The sequence below is a fragment of the Janthinobacterium sp. 1L-D-8-B-C4 genome (assembly GCF_057291295.1).
This window is the reverse complement of sequence record NZ_JBXAVX010000017.1, coordinates 81085-97029: the sequence shown is the minus strand read 5'-3', so window position 1 is coordinate 97029 and position 15945 is coordinate 81085. Positions and strand designations below refer to the sequence as shown.

Here is a 15945-nt window from a genome sequence, read left to right as displayed (position 1 = left end):
GAGAAATCAAATGTTTGAACGCATAATCCGCTTTTCCATCGAGCATCGATGGTTGGTGATACTCGGTGTTATTGCCATGGTGGGTATTGGTATCTTCAGCTACCAAAAGCTGCCAATTGATGCCGTACCCGATATTACCAATGTCCAGGTTCAGATTAATACCTCAGCACCAGGGTATTCGCCGCTGGAAGTTGAACAACGTGTGACTTTTCCGATCGAAACAGTGATGGCCGGCTTGCCAAGTCTGGAGCAGACGCGCTCATTGTCGCGTTATGGCTTGTCGCAGATTACCGTCATCTTTAAAGATGGAACGGATATTTACTTCGCCAGGCAACTGGTCAACCAACGATTGCAGGAAGCGAAAGAACGCTTGCCTGAAGGCGTATCTCCGGTACTCGGTCCAATTTCAACGGGTTTGGGCGAAATTTATCTCTGGACAGTTGAGAGTGAGCCGAACGCAAAGAAGGCCGATGGCCAGCCTTACACGCCGACGGATTTGCGTGAAATCCAGGACTGGATCATCAAGCCGCAATTGCGCAACGTGACTGGGGTTACGGAAATCAACTCCATAGGTGGCTTTGCAAAGGAATATCACGTTACACCGAACCCGACAAAGCTGTCATCGTATGGCCTGACGTTTCAGGCCATCGTCACTGCGCTGGACGCGAACAACAACAATGTCGGTGCCGGTTATATTGAAAAACGTGGTGAACAGTTTCTGATCCGCGCTCCTGGCCAGGTAAAGTCGCTGGAGGATATGAGAAATATTATTCTCAATACCGTTCAAGGGGTACCGATTCGCATTCGTGATGTGGCCGAAGTCGAACTCGGGCGTGAACTGCGTACCGGTGCGGCGACCGATAACGGCCGCGAGGTTGTGTTGGGTACTGTCTTCATGCTGATTGGACAAAACAGTCGGATCGTCTCGCAAGCGGTAGACAAAAAAATGGCGGAGATTAACCGCACTTTGCCCGCTGGTGTCAAAGCCGTCACTGTTTATGACAGGACCGTGCTGGTTGACAAGGCAATCAATACCGTTAAGAAAAATCTGATGGAAGGCGCGGTACTGGTCATCGTCGTACTGTTCCTATTCCTTGGTAACATACGAGCTGCTCTGATCACCGCGATGGTCATTCCGCTGGCCATGCTGTTTACGTTCACGGGGATGGTGACTTATAAGGTCAGCGCGAACCTGATGAGTCTCGGCGCCCTTGACTTCGGCATCATCGTCGACGGAGCCGTTGTCATTGTAGAAAACTGCGTACGCCGTCTGGCTCATGCGCAAGCGCATCATCAACGTACATTGACTCGCGCGGAACGTTTTCATGAGGTATTTGCTGCGGCAAAAGAGGCACGTCGCCCATTGTTGTTCGGTCAGCTCATCATCATGATCGTCTATATTCCTATCTTCGCCCTGACCGGTGTGGAAGGAAAAATGTTCCATCCAATGGCATTTACCGTTGTCGCGGCACTTGTCGGCGCGATGATTCTGTCGCTCACTTTCATCCCGGCCGCTATCGCACTGTTTATCGGCAAGAATGTTGCTGAAAAAGAAAATCGCGTAATGGAGTTTGCCAAGCGCTTATACACGCCTTTGCTGGCCAAGGCGTTACTCAATAAAGCTGTCGTGGTAACCTCTGCAGTCGTGCTTATCGTACTGTCGGGTGCTGTCGCAAGTCGGATGGGGAGCGAGTTCATTCCCAATCTGAACGAAGGCGATTTTGCGATTCAGTCGTTGCGCATCCCGGGGACTAGCCTGACCCAGTCGATCGAAATGCAGAAACAGCTCGAAGCTGGTCTGAAGGCCAAGTTTCCGGAAATTGAGCGGGTCTTCGCGCGTACAGGTACTGCGGAAATTGCTTCTGACCCGATGCCGCCGAATATTTCAGACGGCTATGTGATGCTTAAGCCTGAAAAAGACTGGCCGAGTCCGAAAAAAACCCGCGCGCAAGTACTAGCGGCCGTACAAGCGGAGGCAGCCACTTACGCTGGCAACAGTTATGAGTTCTCACAGCCCATTCAGTTGCGCTTCAATGAACTCATTTCTGGGGTGCGTAGCGATGTCGCCGTCAAGATATTTGGCGACGATATGGACGTCCTGAATGCGACAGCGGCGCAAATCGCTGGTGTACTTTCTCGCATCCCCGGCGCGGCGGAGGTCAAGACCGAACAGACTTCCGGCCTGCCGATGCTCACTGTCAATATCGATAGGGAGAAGACTGCTCGCTATGGCCTCAATGTCGGCGCGGTTCAAGAAGCGTTGGCGATTGCTACAGGCGGAAGAAATGCCGGCACCGTGTTTGAGGGTGACCGCCGTTTCGACATCATCGTGCGGCTTCCGGAAGATCTGAGAACTGACTTGGAGGCACTCAAGCGCCTGCCTATTCCTTTGGCACGTTCTTCGGGAACGAACGGTGCGGCCGGGGAAGTTAGTTTCATCCCTCTCTCCGAAGTAGCCACCCTCGATTTTGCACCAGGTCCTAATCAGATCAGCCGGGAGGATGGCAAGCGACGCATCGTGGTGAGCGCGAATGTGCGTGGGCGCGATATTGGTACCTTCGTTCCCGAAGCGGAAAAACTGATTCAGAAGGAAGTCAAAATACCACCTGGTTACTGGATGATCTGGGGCGGGACTTTTGAACAACTGCAGTCAGCAACCCAGCGACTGCAACTGGTCGTGCCACTCGCATTATTCCTCGTGTTTACCTTGCTATTCGTGATGTTCAATAACGCCAAGGACGGCTTGATTGTGTTCACAGGCATTCCGTTTGCGCTGACAGGCGGCATTCTGGCGCTTTGGCTGCGCGATATTCCGCTCTCGATTTCCGCTGCAGTCGGTTTTATCGCCTTGTCTGGTGTGGCCGTGCTGAACGGTTTAGTGATGATCTCCTTTATCCGGACACTTCGCGATGAGGGCATGTCCTTAGACCAGGCAATCACGACGGGTGCGCTGACTCGTTTGCGACCAGTCTTGATGACTGCATTAGTGGCATCGCTGGGATTTATTCCGATGGCGATTGCGACCGGCACAGGTGCGGAAGTACAACAGCCACTTGCGACAGTCGTTATTGGGGGAATTATTTCATCGACGCTGCTAACGCTACTGGTCCTTCCGCTGCTTTATCGCTTAGCACATGGCAAGGATGAGGATGCTGAATCCGGTACTGTCCAGGAAAAAGATCAACTTCCTGCTTGATCCTCATATTGATTAACGACAATTGATAACAAACCGCCCAAGCATGGCATCGCTTGGGCGGAAAAAGAGCGACATAGACGTGGTCAGAAATCACAATACCGCTATGGGCACAGTAGAAAAGTATGATTTCGATAATACTGCATGTAATTATTATTTATTTTATTAAAAATGAAAATTATTAATTAATATTTTTAGAATTTCTTCTTGGTTAGCGCGATCAGAAGGTTGGCAGTAATTGAATTTTTTTCAAAAAATATTGCGATTTAATTGTGCATTGATATGATGTATAGGGAAAGAGTTGGTGTATCAATGAAAAATGAAAGAGAATTTATAAAATATATCGGCGAAAAATTGTTGATATTGGCACTCGTTTTATTGTTGATTTTTGTTGTTTTTGATTCTGTGTCCTATTGGTTGCCGGATTTAAATTGGTTAATCACAAAAATTTTATAGAAATAAAATATTTGACAATCAAATAAAAATAATTTTTTGGTAAAGATGGGGGGAGTCATGCGTATATTATTGCTGGGAAGTGATATCTCATTTGCCGATAAGGTATTTGATAGCGCCTTGAAAAATGGCTGGAGGATCAATCATGTGAAAGACCTTATCGCAGCAAGATTGGCCTTGCTTGAGACGAGTTACTCTATTGTCCTAATCGATAATGATCTATCTTCGAAATTCGGGTTGAACCTGCTTCGAAATATGCGTGCTCAATATGACGTGACACCAGTACTCATAACAGCCGAATCCTGTAAGGTGAGTGAGCGTATAACTTGGATTGATGCTGGTGCAGACGATTATTTGCTGAAACCATTTGAATTTGATGAGCTGTGGGCGCGCGTACGCGCAGTAACCCGAAGAAGTGAGGGCCGTATGGTGCCTTTAATAACTTGGGGCGATATTGAAATTGACGTCGTAAAGCGTAGTGTAACGCGTGCTGGTAAGCCAGTCCGGCTTAGCGATCACGAATACCGGATCCTGCTAACCCTTATGCAGGGGAAGGGACATGTTGTTGGACATGAGCATCTAGAAGCAATGATGTATGACGGAGCTGCTACGATTGAAAGCAATACGCTAGCCGTGCATATTTGTCAGGTCCGACGCAAACTGGGTGCGGGCATTATTACTACCGCCTATGGCCAAGGATATTTAATGGCTAATCCATGCTAAAAATTCCTTTGGAGTTGAATGCGTTCTAAATACAAAATATAAAAATCAAAAAGCTATATAAATTTTAACATACATCTCACATATTAATTGAGATCTGAAATGAATGATGCGATTAAAAATTCTCCGATAGTAGAAAATAAACCAATTGAAAGCGTGGGGGCGCGCAATCTTACAGAGATGCCTGATTTTCATCTGGAGGTCACTTGGACAGTTTTGGTTACATCCGTTCTGACATTCTTGCTGCTCATGGGATTCGTGTTATGGATGCGGCTGTCGAGTCGTAGAAAAAAGTTGGTAAAGAAAGAAATTCTTCTACCGACTCGACATCCACGAAAGCGAAAACGGCGACGCCATTAAAACCATTGTGCAGTCCAAAATTTTAATAAATTAAAAGAAGGTTATATTTTGATGCTTCGCTTTCAATCAATGAGCTGGATTGAAGTCGCTTCTCACATTATTGATATGTTGATCGCCTATGCTTTGGCATTGCCAATTGGGTGGGACAGAGAGTCGGCAACAAATGGTGGCGCAGGTTTGCGGACATTTCCTATAGTTGCAATGGCCAGCTGCGGTTTTATTTTAATTGGAATCGGTGCGCTCGGTGAAAATTCACCACAGTTAGCGCAGGTCCTATACGGTTTGATTGTGGGGATTGGATTTATTGGTACCGGTACTATCTTCAAGAGTAGTAGCGAGATGCGCGGAAATACCACGGCATCGACAGTGTGGGTGACTGGCGCAATTGGCGCTGCAGTGGGATTTGCTTTGTACGATATCGCCGTGGTATTGAGTTTTGTAACTTTTTTGACACTACGTCTCAGAAAATTAAATACATGAATGATCATGAATTCCCATCATTACGAATATTTCTTGTGAAGTCTTATGTATAGTTATTTGTTAAAATTAATGAAGTTAAAATTATTATCAATAGTAAGATATTTTAAAATATATTTCGGAGTAAACTATGTTGGAACACATCAAAGCAAGTTTGACCGATGCTAAACAGGCCCTCGATACATTTCTAGCCGACGAATCTGGGCTGCAGCGGGTAGAGCGTGCAGCAAATGTCTTGCTGGCTGCCTTTAATGGTGAAGGAAGGATATTCACATGTGGTAACGGAGGGTCCATGTGCGACGCGATGCATTTTGCAGAAGAGTTTACTGGGCGTTTCCGTAATGATCGATCTGGTCTGCCAGCAACAGCGATCAGTGACCCAAGCCATATGTCGTGTGTTGCAAACGATTTCGGATATGACCAGGTATTTTCTCGCTATCTGGAGGCGCATGGGCGTGAAGGCGATGTGCTGTTAGCCATCAGTACGAGCGGAAAAAGTCCGTCGATCATTATGGCTGTTACCAGCGCCCGCAATCTCCGAATGAAGGTAATTGGATTGACGGGCAAGGCGGGTTCGGAATTTGAGCCACTATGCGATGTTTGTATTTGTGCACCAGCTGGCCAATATGCAGACCGCGTGCAAGAGATGCATATTAAGATTATTCACATACTGATCGAATTGGTAGAGCGTTCGCGCTTTCCTGAAAACTACTAGTACATTTATGTGAAAATCCGGCCTCACTGGAATGCAGAGAATTTTTACCTGATGAGATAAAACTTGTCCTTGGTTTATACTGTTTTTTTACTTCCCCATCGTTAGGGATGGTTCTTAAAGACACTGTTTCAATAGCTGCGCGAAAGATGCGGTATCGGAAAATGTTAAGTACGACCGATGTTCCACAGCGCAAGCTCCATAATTCCTTTGACATGAAAGAATTAATCCATGAATGCAACTAAACATCCCGTTGAAGGCGGACCAGAAGATAACCAGCCTGACAAGGCTGCGCAAGCCTACGACCATCCTGGGCAGGTGGCAGCCGATCACCGCCCCAAGGATGAACATGCTGGCCACGACCATGCGCATGGTGGTGCTTTGGGTGAAAATGCGGAACTCATTTTTGCCGGTGTATCGGGCATCTTGCTGCTGGCAGGATGGGGGATCGAAAAATTCTCGTTCGGCCCAAGCTGGTTGCCTACTGCATCATTTGTTGCAGCGTATTTTTTCGGCGGATTTTTTACCGCCAAGGAAGCGATCGAGAATATCCGTGCGCGTCGTTTCGAAATTGACACTCTGATGCTGGTCGCTGCCGTGGGTGCTGCGGCATTGGGAAAATGGGCGGAAGGGGCTCTATTACTGTTTTTGTTTAGCCTTGGGCATTCGCTGGAGCATTATGCAATGGGGCGTGCACGTCGTGCGATCGAGGCATTGGCCAAGCTTGCTCCCGAAACGGCCAACGTACGCAGGAATGGGACGATGATTGAGCTTCCAGTGTCACAACTGCAGCTTGGCGATATCGTGATTGTCCGACCGAACGAACGCCTTCCTGCTGACGGTGTGGTGACCCGGGGTACCAGCAGTGTGAACCAGGCGCCAGTAACCGGCGAAAGCGTTCCCGTCGACAAGCAACCCGCTTCTGATCCTGCAGAGGCGGTGAAGGCTTTTGACAAGGTCGCAGCTGTAAACCGCGTGTTCGCAGGCACCATCAATGGTAGTGGCGTCATCGAGGTCATGGTGGCTCGGCGTGCGGATCAGTCGACGATGGCGCGCGTAGTCAAGATGGTTGCCGATGCAGAAACGCAGCGCTCACCGACACAGAATTTTACCGAAAAGTTTGAGCGTATCTTCGTGCCGGCAGTTCTTGTTCTGGTAACCATTCTGCTGTTTGCCGGAGTTGTGGTGGATGAACCTTTCTCGGACAGCTTTTACCGCGCCATGGCTGTCCTGGTTGCCGCAAGCCCATGTGCGTTGGCCATCTCCGTACCAAGTGCTGTATTGAGCGGTGTTGCAAGGGCAGCGCGGGGTGGTGTTCTGGTAAAAGGAGGAGCGCCGCTGGAAAATCTAGGCACGCTTACTTCAATTGCTTTTGATAAAACCGGCACTCTCACTGAAGGCAAGCCTAAGCTGACTGATGCTGTTGCAGCTGACGGGGCGACCGAACAGGAACTGTTATCAGTAGCTATGGCAATTGAGGAGCATAGTGACCATCCGCTGGCGTCCGCCGTGGTGGTCGGTGCAAAGGAACGACTAGGGAACTCCGTGATACCAGTGCAGGCGTCCGATATCAAGAGCATTACGGGGCGCGGGGTACAGGCGATGGTCGGTGAAGAACTCGTGTACATTGCCAAGCCGGTCTTTTTTTCGGAAACAGATGGAAATGTCCTGCCGGTGGACGTGCTCAACGCTGATCTGAAACTAGTGGAAGCAGGGCGTACGACCATGATTGTTCTTAAAGGGAAACGCTTTCTGGGAGTACTGGGCGTCATGGATACGCCTCGTCCAGTGGCAGGAGAGGTCATGGCGGCGCTGCGTGGTTTGGGTATCGATCGCCTGATCATGATTTCAGGCGATAATCAGCAAGTTGCCAATGCGGTTGCCAAAAGCGTAGGCTTAACTGAGGCGCGTGGCGACCTGATGCCAGAGCAAAAGGTCGAAGCGATCAAGGAACTTCGTGATAAGCACGGCAAAGTCGCCATGGTTGGCGATGGCGTCAACGATGCACCAGCTATGGCAAATGCAACAGTTGGAATCGCCATGGGCGCTGCGGGTTCGGACGTAGCGCTAGAAACGGCAGATGTTGCACTGATGGCAGACGACCTTGCACAATTACCCTTCGCCGTAGGACTGTCCAGGAGCACCAGTCGTATCATCAAGCAAAACTTGTGGGTCAGTTTGGGCGTCGTCGCAGTATTGATACCAGCCACCATAATGGGTTTGAACATTGGGACCGCGGTCATATTCCATGAAGGATCGACGTTGCTGGTTGTCATCAATGCATTACGTTTGCTGGTTTATGGTGATATTAAATCTGCAAAAACCATCGCGTAAAAAGAAAGGGCGCGCACCAGAGCTGAACGGTAGCGCGCCGAAATTTATTTTCTTAAATCCTCCCTCTTTGGCGCTATGCAGAGCCAATAAAGAACAAGGATTAACGCCGCAGCGAACCAGATCGACCATAACGTATGGCTCAGAAAATGGGCCCCGCGTAATTGCTGTGATATACCCATGGTCAACCCCACCGCAAAACCTGCTACGCCCGCAGGAATAGCCTTTTTTGGCTCGGCCGGTAGCCAAAAAACACATAACGAAATCAGCCACCGCCTGAAGCGTGTCCGGCAGGAAAACTATTTCCGGCTATAACGAAATCCGGCATAAATTCCAGAAGACGGTAATAAGGCACGGTGCCGCCAAATTGATCAATATCCCAAGGGCAGTGCGACCGGCTACTCCTCTTCAATAGACTGATAGTCGCAGGAACCAGTATCGACGATAAAATGACTAGTCGGATGCGGCGGTCGAATTTGGGTTTCCAAAACTTTCCCGGATACTTCCAGCCGATCATGGTTAGAATAGCAAAGAAAATAGCCAGTAAATTCAGTGAATTTTTAAGATATTTGTGTAACAGGCGTTCGGTCACCCATGAATTTCGCAACGGAAAAACCTGCTGTTGGGCGTCAAAGCTCAGTCCTGCTAGCCACATGTCGATATTAGCGGCCTGCCCCATCCATAATAGCAAGCCGGCGCTAACAGCTAAGAGGAGCAATGCCTTGGAGTATGCCTTACTCTGCATTGGTGCATCCGTTTAATATATCAAGCTCTGGCTTGTAAACTGAGGTGCTTACGCCGAGCAATCCCAGTATCGAATGGAATACATTATCATGCGAGTAAGGCAAGGCGCGTCGCGCGTCCAGACAAGAACGTTTGAGTCGCAGTCTGTCTTGAAAGCCATCTGACATCCATATAAGCATCGGTACGTGGCGCTGTTCTATGGGGGATATAACAAAAGGCGTTCCAAAAAAACAACTTAAATGATATGTAAGAGAATGAATCAGTGGATAATAGTTAATTCGATGGCGGATGCCTGTATTCGATCAACCTTTTCCCAGCATCGCATAGAAAAATATCCGCGAAGTATACATCGTATATTCTTATCTCGAATATTAGATAGGAGGGGCACGAATTTCTGGATATTGCAGAAAAAATGAATTGGCTGTGCAAAGCTATTGCTTCTGGAACTAGCAAGTAATGTATAAGTCTGGCACGTAGATGTATGCTGCAAGCTACGGTTCGCGTAGCGGTTTGGCAGGCTGTTTGGCAGGCTTTAGCTACGCGAGTAACAAGCTACACTGTCGGGCTACATGCCACGTGCAAGGAAATAACATGTGCCGGTTAAACAGTTATCAGCTAGTTAGCATAAAGAGGATTTGATCCCACATATACGCGAACACCATGCGTTTTCATTTCGGCTGGTGCAATGGAGGATAGATCAAAATCATCTGTAGGGCGAAGAGTATCGAATAGCCAGGTAAACTGTTTTCCATCAGAGGTGAATGTAACGACATCTCCCTGCCTGACATTTACATATTTTGTAGATGGCAAAATTGTGACGCTACGTGTTACTGCTTGGGTTTGGACCGTGCTGCCAAGGTTGGTTTTAGCCATGACTTTACTCTGAGACTGAGCAGTGGCAATTAGCGGGCTGAGGGATGCAATCACAAACGCGGTGATGATTTTGGTTTTGATTAAGTTCATTTGATCTCCTGCCTCATGGTTGTGGTGAAAGAATCTTCGAATTCGGTGAGTTCATTTTATAGAAGTGATCGCACACCGGAATGGCCGAATCATTACATTTGCATTACAACAGTAAGCGTCAGCTACCCAATCTTTACCGCCATCAACGAGTGCGTGCAAAACCTGGGGAGATGACCTGATGCAACATTCGGCGGCATTCTTTTCGGTTCGGCATGATTGCGGTAATCTGACGGGTATCGCAACGGCGAGGGAGATGGTCATGCGTTTGATTATAGAGGCACGCATCGTTGACGGAGACGACGATACCAGCCGAGCAGACAATGCGGTTCTGGCGGTGATCGAGCGTCCCGACCATAGTCTTTCACAGCTGGGTCTCACGCTTTCCGAGGGGAGATCTCTTTTGGCCGAGGTGCAGCGCGCATTGGTGATGCAGCAAGTGGATTCATGGCTTGCCGGACAAATGCATTGCAGGTTTTGCGCCGCAGCCTTGCAGCACAAGGAAAGCCGGGCGCGTGTCGTGCGCACCGTATATGGCAAGGTGACCGTGCCGAGCCCGAGACTGTGGTCATGCAATTGCCATGGCGCGCCAAAACGTACGTTCAGTCCCTTGAGCGAGGCGCTGCCCGAACACACGACACCCGAGTTGAACTACCTCCAGGTCAAATGGGCTGCCCATCTGCCGTTCAGAGCGGCGACCGATTTGCTCAAAGAACTTTTGCCGCTGGATCAGGGCATCTCTTTCAGTGGCACCAGGAATCGGATCCACGTTGTTGGCAAGCTGCTCGATGCCGAAATCGAACGTGATATCGCCAGGCAGGTCGTCACAGAGCCCAGTGACAGTGAATCCGAGCATGTCGGCGCAGTCAGCGTGGATTCGGCCTGGCTTCGTCACACCGACTCCATTCGGGGTCTGGGTCGGCATGTGAATCTCGTCGTCGGCCGCGCGACTTTTGTCGACGGCGAGCCGCGTGTCTACGCCTACGTCCACAAGGAAGTCGCATCGGCGGCTGCACGGCTGGATCAGTTTCTCAGTCGTTGCGGCGTGGCGCCCAATCAGCGCGTGACGGTGATTAGCGACGATGCCGGCGAATTCAGCAAAGCCGTCAAAGGAAGCCAGCTCGCGCGCGGCCGTATCCTGGACTGGTTTCATATCGCGATGAAGTTTCAGGCGGCACTGAACTCGATTTCCGGCGAAAAGACCATCGACTCGCTTGGACACGAGTCGATGGAGCGTGATATTCGCGGCGCCAAATGGTTGGTCTGGCATGGCAAGGGCAGTAAGGCGGTGGCCAGAATCAAGGCACTTGATGACAGGCTGCTGTGCAGGGATGGTTACGAATTCTCAAGGCTGTGGTGGAATCTGCGTACCGTCAGCTGCTACATCCGCAACAACACCGATTCCCTGGTCAACTATGGTGCACGATATAGAAAAGGCCTGCCAATCAGCAGCAGCATCGCCGAATCGGCCGTGAATCTGGTCGTCAGCCAGCGCATGGCCAAGAAGCGCCAAATGCGCTGGACCGACGAAGGCGCGCACTGCCTTGCACAGGTCAGAGTCGCCGTTCTCAATGGCGAACTCTCGCCAGGCAGACTGCAAACTTTGATCGCGACCAGGCCGACTTCCGTCGCCTCTCGACAGTCTTGCGCCAATGGCAGCACATTTGAGCAGCAAGGATGATCTGTCAGCCTCCCCAGGTTTTGCACGCACTCTAAGGTATTTAACCTGGCGCACCAAGATTGGCACGTCACGGCCGGCGTTGATCAAATCGAAGGCCGCGTTGTTGGCGCCGCTCTTGTCCATCGCGACTTTGTCTGGATCGCCGTTAGCTCAGATGGCCTTGTCGAAGAAGCGCTTCGCTGCCGCCATGTCACGCTTGGCCGTGAGCAGTAAGTCGACGCTCTTGCCCTGCTTGTCGACAGCGCGGTACAGGTATTTCCAGACGCCCTTGACCTTGATGTACGTCTCATCCATTCGCCAGCTGCCACCGACCGGGCGCTTGTGTTTGCGGACCATCTTCTCGATCTGCGGAAGAAATCGGACCGCCCATTTGCTAATCGATGAATGGTCTACCGACAAGCCGCGCTCCTCCATCATTTCTTCCACGTGCCGGTAGCTCAGCGGGTAGGCCACGTACCAACGAATGCAGACAAGGAGCAGATCGATCGGAAAGCGCATCCTCTTGAAGTGGAGCACATCGAGTCGTTCAAGATTAAGCACCGTAGTTTTCCTGATCGGCCATCGAAGGTTTGCTAATGCGACAGGACCAATTCAAGTCCGTCGTTCACAATGAGAAACATAGATTTTCTTGAGCTATGCCAACGCAAGCGGCTTGATTGCTTCGGCGATGGCTTTGCCAGCGGATATTTCGGCCATACGCAGATCATACGCACTTTGGAGATTCAACCATCCTTGTGCCTCACTGCCAAAATAGCGCTCCAAGCGAAGTGCCGTATCAGCGGAGACGCCGCGCTCACCTTTGGTGATCTCGCTGAGGCGAGAGTACGGAACGTGCAGGGCCAGAGACACAGCGCGCACGCTGACGCCCATGGGCTTAATGTAGTCCTCGACCAAAATTTCGCCTGGGTGGATAGGACGCATACCATTTTTGAACATAATGCCCTCCGTGGCTGTTCAGGTTTTTCTATGCGGGGCTAGGCCCCGCTCAGTGTGGGTCTTCGATCAGCACTTCATAAGGGCCGCTATCACCCCACTTGAAGGTCAGACGCCATTGGTCGTTAATCCGCACATGCCAAGCGCCGTCGTACTCTTTCAGGTCGTTACCCGGCGGCGCCTTCATGAAATTCACCGAGGGAGCCGCGTCGAGCTGGGCCAGCTTGCGCTCGGCTACGTTCTTAATGTTGACGAATCGGCGACTCCTGCCTGTGGTGAACAGGGCTTGCGTGTCGGGACAAGCGAAGGATTGAATTGGCATGTTTTCATATTATCCGTTATCCGGTTAACAGTCAACAAAACGCAAGAATTTTCCTCGTTACATTTAGTTGGACGGCTGAAGCATTTGGGGGGAAGCCTACCAAAAAATTTAACTCCTGTTCACTTGATTCCATCGGCCTGGCCCGCACGGGCCACGCGGCCTGGCGTTTCTCGCTCCCAACTCTCGATCAGATCGATCGCGTCCTGTTCCGTGTAGCCCATGGTCGTGTCGACGCTGGCATGGCCCAGCGACGTGGCCACGCTTCGCAGATCCTGACCCGACAAGAGCGACGTCATCGCGAACGTATGCCGCAGCCAGTGTGCCGATACTCGATCCAGGTGCGCGGCGCTTGCGCCATCGCCGGCCTGCTCCAGCAGAAGGACTGCATCCCGTATCCGGCCTTTGATGATGCCATGCAGTCCTTGCCGGCTCCCCACGTCGCGCCATTCACCAAACAGCCGTCGGTCCGACGCGCTCTTGATCCGGCTCCCGCTCTCCCTTTTTTTGGTGCGCACGGACAGCACAAGCCCATACTGCTGGGGGTTCGGTCCAGGCATCGGATCCAGTCCGAACGCGCGCCGGTAGGCAATAAAAGCTTCCAGGAACGCCACGCTCACCGGTACCGTGCGCTGTTTGCCGCCCTTGGCCGTCTCTGCCTTGACCGTCATGGCCCAATAGGTGTTGCCGCTGTTGGGGTTGTACAGCAACCCGACGGCATCCATTTTAGCCCCGATGAGTTCCGACGCCCTCAGTCCCGACTCGCGCAGGCAAATGAAGATGAAGCAGTCGCGCACGTAAATCTGATGGTCTTTCTGGGTTGGCTGCGGCGCCTCCGCCATCACCTGCAGCACCAGGTCAAACAAATCATCCCCCACGGCGCGTTTTTTGTCCAAGCGGCGCTGCTTCGGCGCTTGGACGAGCGCCATCGGATCGAGGCGCAGATAGCCGGTGCGATGCAGGGCACTGAACATGGCCTTGGTAAAGCGCATGATGTCGGACTGGGTGCTGACGCCGGGCTGCTTCTGGAACGGTGAGTAGTCTGGCGCACCAGGTGCGATATTGATAGTACGCAAGGACGAAGCAGGCAGCTGCGCGAGGTAGTTGCGGAAGGCTTTCACATCTTGCAGGGTCCAGGTCGACGGCGGGCGTCCCAGTTCGCGCTCGCAGTACCAGCGCAGCTTGGCCAGGTGGTAGCGGTAGGTTTTGAGCGTTTCATTGGAACCGCTTCTGCTGTTGTCGGCCACCGCGGCCAGCCACACATTGATCGCTTCCCAGTCGTTGGCGACGGGCCCCAGGCTGTGCACCGGCTGGGGGGCGGCGACCGCGAGCTGGCCGGCGCCGTGGGCGTAGGGCGTCAGTCCAGTCATCGTGCAGGCGCTCCTTTGCTGAACGCCATTTGCCGGTACATGTCCACTTGCTGCTCCTTGTCCTTGAGTTGTTGCTCCAGCTGCGCGCAGCGTTCTTTGGCCCCGCGCGTTTCTCCGCGCACGCCATCGATGGCCTGCATGGCAAACTGCCGGCTGCCATGCAGTTCTTCCGCCATCGCGCCCAGCGCCGCCGCCTGGTCCTTGACGTTCTGGTACAGCGCCGCCAGCTCGCGCGCACGCTCCTCTGCCTGGGTGGCGGCAGCTTGCACCTCGAGCGCCATCCGGGCGGCCTGCGCCCGCGTTTCATTTAAATCCTCTTCGGTGACGGCGAGACGCTCGCGCAGATAGTCGTTGTGGGCTTGCAAGCCGGCCGAACGATCCTGGCCTGCGAACGCCCGATCCTGTTGATCCAGTCGCGCTGACAGGTGGTGCAGCAAGCTGATGATCTGCTGGAGCTCGAGTCCGGTTTCCCGCGCCGGCGCCGGTGCTGGCACCGATGGCGCTGCCTCAGCTGCCGGCAGTGGCGTTGCCGCAGCGATGCCGACGGCCACCGCGCGGCTTTTCAGCTCATGCTCAAGCAAGTTTTTTTCGGTCTCGAGCGTGGTCGTTGACGGCGTGCGCTCGGGCGCGTACGCCTGCAGCAGCTTGCGATAGGTCCCTGCGCTGTAGATGCGCCCGGTCGCGTGGTGCACCGCCCGTAGAAAATCGTGCACGAACGGACGATGCTGGCGGGGGTTGTTGGCGTGACGGGTACGCATATCGCCCAGTTGCATCACCAGGCTGCGCGCCTCATCGTCGGTGAGCGCAAAACGCGGCCGGCCGGCGTTGCGCGGCAGCGATGCCGGTGCTGGCGGCGGTGGGAACAGCGGGTCTGATGGTGGTTGCATGGTGCGCGCAATTGATCGGGTGGGCCAGCGCGGACATCACGGCGGCGTGGGTGAAAAAGAGCATAGCACGACCAGCCAGACAGCGGTATTTAAACCGGTATTTTTCATGCATAAACGTACCTGTAATTTACCCTATAATACTTAGCCCATATTAAGTAAACTACTTAACATTGTATGCTTTTAGAAGATACCGACCGATCTCATAGTACGCCGACATCATTCTGGGGTGTTTTGCGACATCATTATGGGGTGTTTGCGAAATCGTCCGAAAAGGTACAACTAGATGTCGCACAGTTTCTCAACTCTGTCGCCAAAGTACGCCGTCATCATTCTGGGTGTTTTGCGACATCAGTATGCATTCTCGATTTTGGTCCTCAAACGACAGCAGTACTCGTTCGAGTCCGTAATCAAATTCCAATGCGCTATTCCAAATGATGCTCCCCGTGCACTGTAAAAATTACAGTCGGTTCGCCGCGGCCGTGTCCGGCTTGCGCGACAGATATTCAAGAGTGGCGTGCAGCCACCTATCGAAGGCGCCGAGCAACGGGCTTGATCTTGCTGGCTCGCCTGCTGTCGTTCGTGCGACGGCTTGCCGCATATCTCGGCCTCAATGCGCCCAACAACCCGCTTCTTGTATGGTGCCGTCGACGTAGAGTGCATTGAAACTGCCATACGCATGGGCCTGCAACTCATCCTCAGAGTTTGCCAAGTAGGTTTGCGGGTCGATGCCTTTCCGGTCTGGCGTATAAGCAAACCAGGCTGCAGATGGCATGGTGGCCCCGGCAGCGCTGTCTTGGTCTTGCCA

At 52.1% G+C, this 15945-nt stretch carries 13 protein-coding genes and 2 pseudogenes; 6 read left to right on the top strand and 9 right to left on the bottom strand.

Annotation, left to right across the window (positions count from 1 at the left end; all coding sequences use genetic code 11):
• The first annotated feature begins 10 nt into the window (after positions 1 to 10).
• The 5 genes from AC0Z42_RS24835 to AC0Z42_RS24815 all read left to right on the top strand — a co-directional run bounded on the left by AC0Z42_RS24835 (position 11) and on the right by AC0Z42_RS24815 (position 8249).
• A complete protein-coding gene (locus AC0Z42_RS24835; RefSeq protein WP_070289056.1) occupies positions 11 to 3196 on the top strand; it encodes a CusA/CzcA family heavy metal efflux RND transporter in 3186 nt (1061 codons plus the stop codon).
• Between the two features lie 510 nt (positions 3197 to 3706).
• Positions 3707 to 4369 (top strand): winged helix-turn-helix domain-containing protein, encoded by a 663-nt coding sequence (locus AC0Z42_RS24830; protein ID WP_485470794.1) that lies wholly within the window; start codon positions 3707 to 3709, stop codon positions 4367 to 4369.
• A gap of 408 nt (positions 4370 to 4777) precedes the next feature.
• A complete protein-coding gene (locus AC0Z42_RS24825; RefSeq protein WP_071650238.1) occupies positions 4778 to 5206 on the top strand; it encodes an MgtC/SapB family protein in 429 nt (142 codons plus the stop codon).
• 127 nt (positions 5207 to 5333) lie between these two features.
• Complete coding sequence (locus tag AC0Z42_RS24820) at positions 5334 to 5918, top strand: SIS domain-containing protein (protein ID WP_485470793.1); 585 nt, start codon at positions 5334 to 5336, stop codon at positions 5916 to 5918.
• A gap of 228 nt (positions 5919 to 6146) precedes the next feature.
• Entirely contained in the window at positions 6147 to 8249 is a 2103-nt protein-coding gene (locus AC0Z42_RS24815) for a heavy metal translocating P-type ATPase (RefSeq protein WP_083287605.1), read from the top strand.
• A 262-nt stretch (positions 8250 to 8511) separates the two neighbouring features.
• Here the strand turns inward: AC0Z42_RS24815 and AC0Z42_RS24810 are convergent, their stop codons facing one another.
• The 3 genes from AC0Z42_RS24810 to AC0Z42_RS24800 all read right to left on the bottom strand — a co-directional run bounded on the left by AC0Z42_RS24810 (position 8512) and on the right by AC0Z42_RS24800 (position 9953).
• A complete protein-coding gene (locus AC0Z42_RS24810) occupies positions 8512 to 8991 on the bottom strand; it encodes a phosphatase PAP2 family protein (protein WP_083287606.1) in 480 nt (159 codons plus the stop codon).
• Positions 8981 to 9199 carry a sulfatase-like hydrolase/transferase gene (locus AC0Z42_RS24805; protein ID WP_485470802.1) on the bottom strand — a complete coding sequence of 73 codons (219 nt, stop codon included), beginning with the start codon at positions 9197 to 9199 and terminating at the stop codon, positions 8981 to 8983. The genes AC0Z42_RS24810 and AC0Z42_RS24805 overlap by 11 nt, the downstream gene beginning before the upstream one ends.
• A gap of 406 nt (positions 9200 to 9605) precedes the next feature.
• Positions 9606 to 9953, bottom strand: a complete 348-nt coding sequence (locus AC0Z42_RS24800; protein ID WP_071650240.1) for a CzcE family metal-binding protein — start codon at positions 9951 to 9953, stop codon at positions 9606 to 9608.
• A gap of 259 nt (positions 9954 to 10212) precedes the next feature.
• Here AC0Z42_RS24800 and AC0Z42_RS24795 point away from each other — a divergent pair, with 259 nt between their 5' ends.
• A complete protein-coding gene (locus AC0Z42_RS24795; protein WP_175445163.1) occupies positions 10213 to 11631 on the top strand; it encodes an ISKra4 family transposase in 1419 nt (472 codons plus the stop codon).
• Between the two features lie 33 nt (positions 11632 to 11664).
• Here AC0Z42_RS24795 and AC0Z42_RS24790 read toward each other — a convergent pair.
• From AC0Z42_RS24790 to AC0Z42_RS24765, 6 genes and pseudogenes are all read right to left on the bottom strand, one after another.
• Positions 11665 to 12129, bottom strand: a pseudogene (locus tag AC0Z42_RS24790) (IS6 family transposase); the annotation flags it as partial.
• 135 nt (positions 12130 to 12264) lie between these two features.
• Entirely contained in the window at positions 12265 to 12567 is a 303-nt protein-coding gene (locus tag AC0Z42_RS24785; protein WP_070289058.1) for a HigA family addiction module antitoxin, read from the bottom strand.
• Between the two features lie 49 nt (positions 12568 to 12616).
• Positions 12617 to 12886, bottom strand: coding sequence for a type II toxin-antitoxin system RelE/ParE family toxin (locus tag AC0Z42_RS24780; protein ID WP_070223560.1), 270 nt, complete (start codon positions 12884 to 12886; stop codon positions 12617 to 12619).
• A gap of 119 nt (positions 12887 to 13005) precedes the next feature.
• Positions 13006 to 14253, bottom strand: coding sequence for a tyrosine-type recombinase/integrase (locus AC0Z42_RS24775; protein WP_070289059.1), 1248 nt, complete (start codon positions 14251 to 14253; stop codon positions 13006 to 13008).
• Positions 14250 to 15140 carry a hypothetical protein gene (locus AC0Z42_RS24770; protein WP_070289060.1) on the bottom strand — a complete coding sequence of 297 codons (891 nt, stop codon included), beginning with the start codon at positions 15138 to 15140 and terminating at the stop codon, positions 14250 to 14252. The genes AC0Z42_RS24775 and AC0Z42_RS24770 overlap by 4 nt, the downstream gene beginning before the upstream one ends.
• A gap of 610 nt (positions 15141 to 15750) precedes the next feature.
• Positions 15751 to 15933 (bottom strand): annotated as a pseudogene (locus tag AC0Z42_RS24765) (IS66 family transposase); the annotation flags it as partial.
• Positions 15934 to 15945 lie beyond the last annotated feature (12 nt).

Coding starts and splice junctions, on each gene's coding strand:
- AC0Z42_RS24810 (WP_083287606.1), bottom strand. CDS start 8,991: ATGCAGAGTAAGGCATACTCCAAGGCATTGCTCCTCTTAGCTGTTAGC.
- AC0Z42_RS24815 (WP_083287605.1), top strand. CDS start 6,147: ATGAATGCAACTAAACATCCCGTTGAAGGCGGACCAGAAGATAACCAG.
- AC0Z42_RS24800 (WP_071650240.1), bottom strand. CDS start 9,953: ATGAACTTAATCAAAACCAAAATCATCACCGCGTTTGTGATTGCATCC.
- AC0Z42_RS24820 (WP_485470793.1), top strand. CDS start 5,334: ATGTTGGAACACATCAAAGCAAGTTTGACCGATGCTAAACAGGCCCTC.
- AC0Z42_RS24835 (WP_070289056.1), top strand. CDS start 11: ATGTTTGAACGCATAATCCGCTTTTCCATCGAGCATCGATGGTTGGTG.
- AC0Z42_RS24785 (WP_070289058.1), bottom strand. CDS start 12,567: ATGTTCAAAAATGGTATGCGTCCTATCCACCCAGGCGAAATTTTGGTC.
- AC0Z42_RS24795 (WP_175445163.1), top strand. CDS start 10,213: ATGCGTTTGATTATAGAGGCACGCATCGTTGACGGAGACGACGATACC.
- AC0Z42_RS24780 (WP_070223560.1), bottom strand. CDS start 12,886: ATGCCAATTCAATCCTTCGCTTGTCCCGACACGCAAGCCCTGTTCACC.
- AC0Z42_RS24775 (WP_070289059.1), bottom strand. CDS start 14,253: ATGACTGGACTGACGCCCTACGCCCACGGCGCCGGCCAGCTCGCGGTC.
- AC0Z42_RS24770 (WP_070289060.1), bottom strand. CDS start 15,140: ATGCAACCACCATCAGACCCGCTGTTCCCACCGCCGCCAGCACCGGCA.
- AC0Z42_RS24825 (WP_071650238.1), top strand. CDS start 4,778: ATGCTTCGCTTTCAATCAATGAGCTGGATTGAAGTCGCTTCTCACATT.
- AC0Z42_RS24830 (WP_485470794.1), top strand. CDS start 3,707: ATGCGTATATTATTGCTGGGAAGTGATATCTCATTTGCCGATAAGGTA.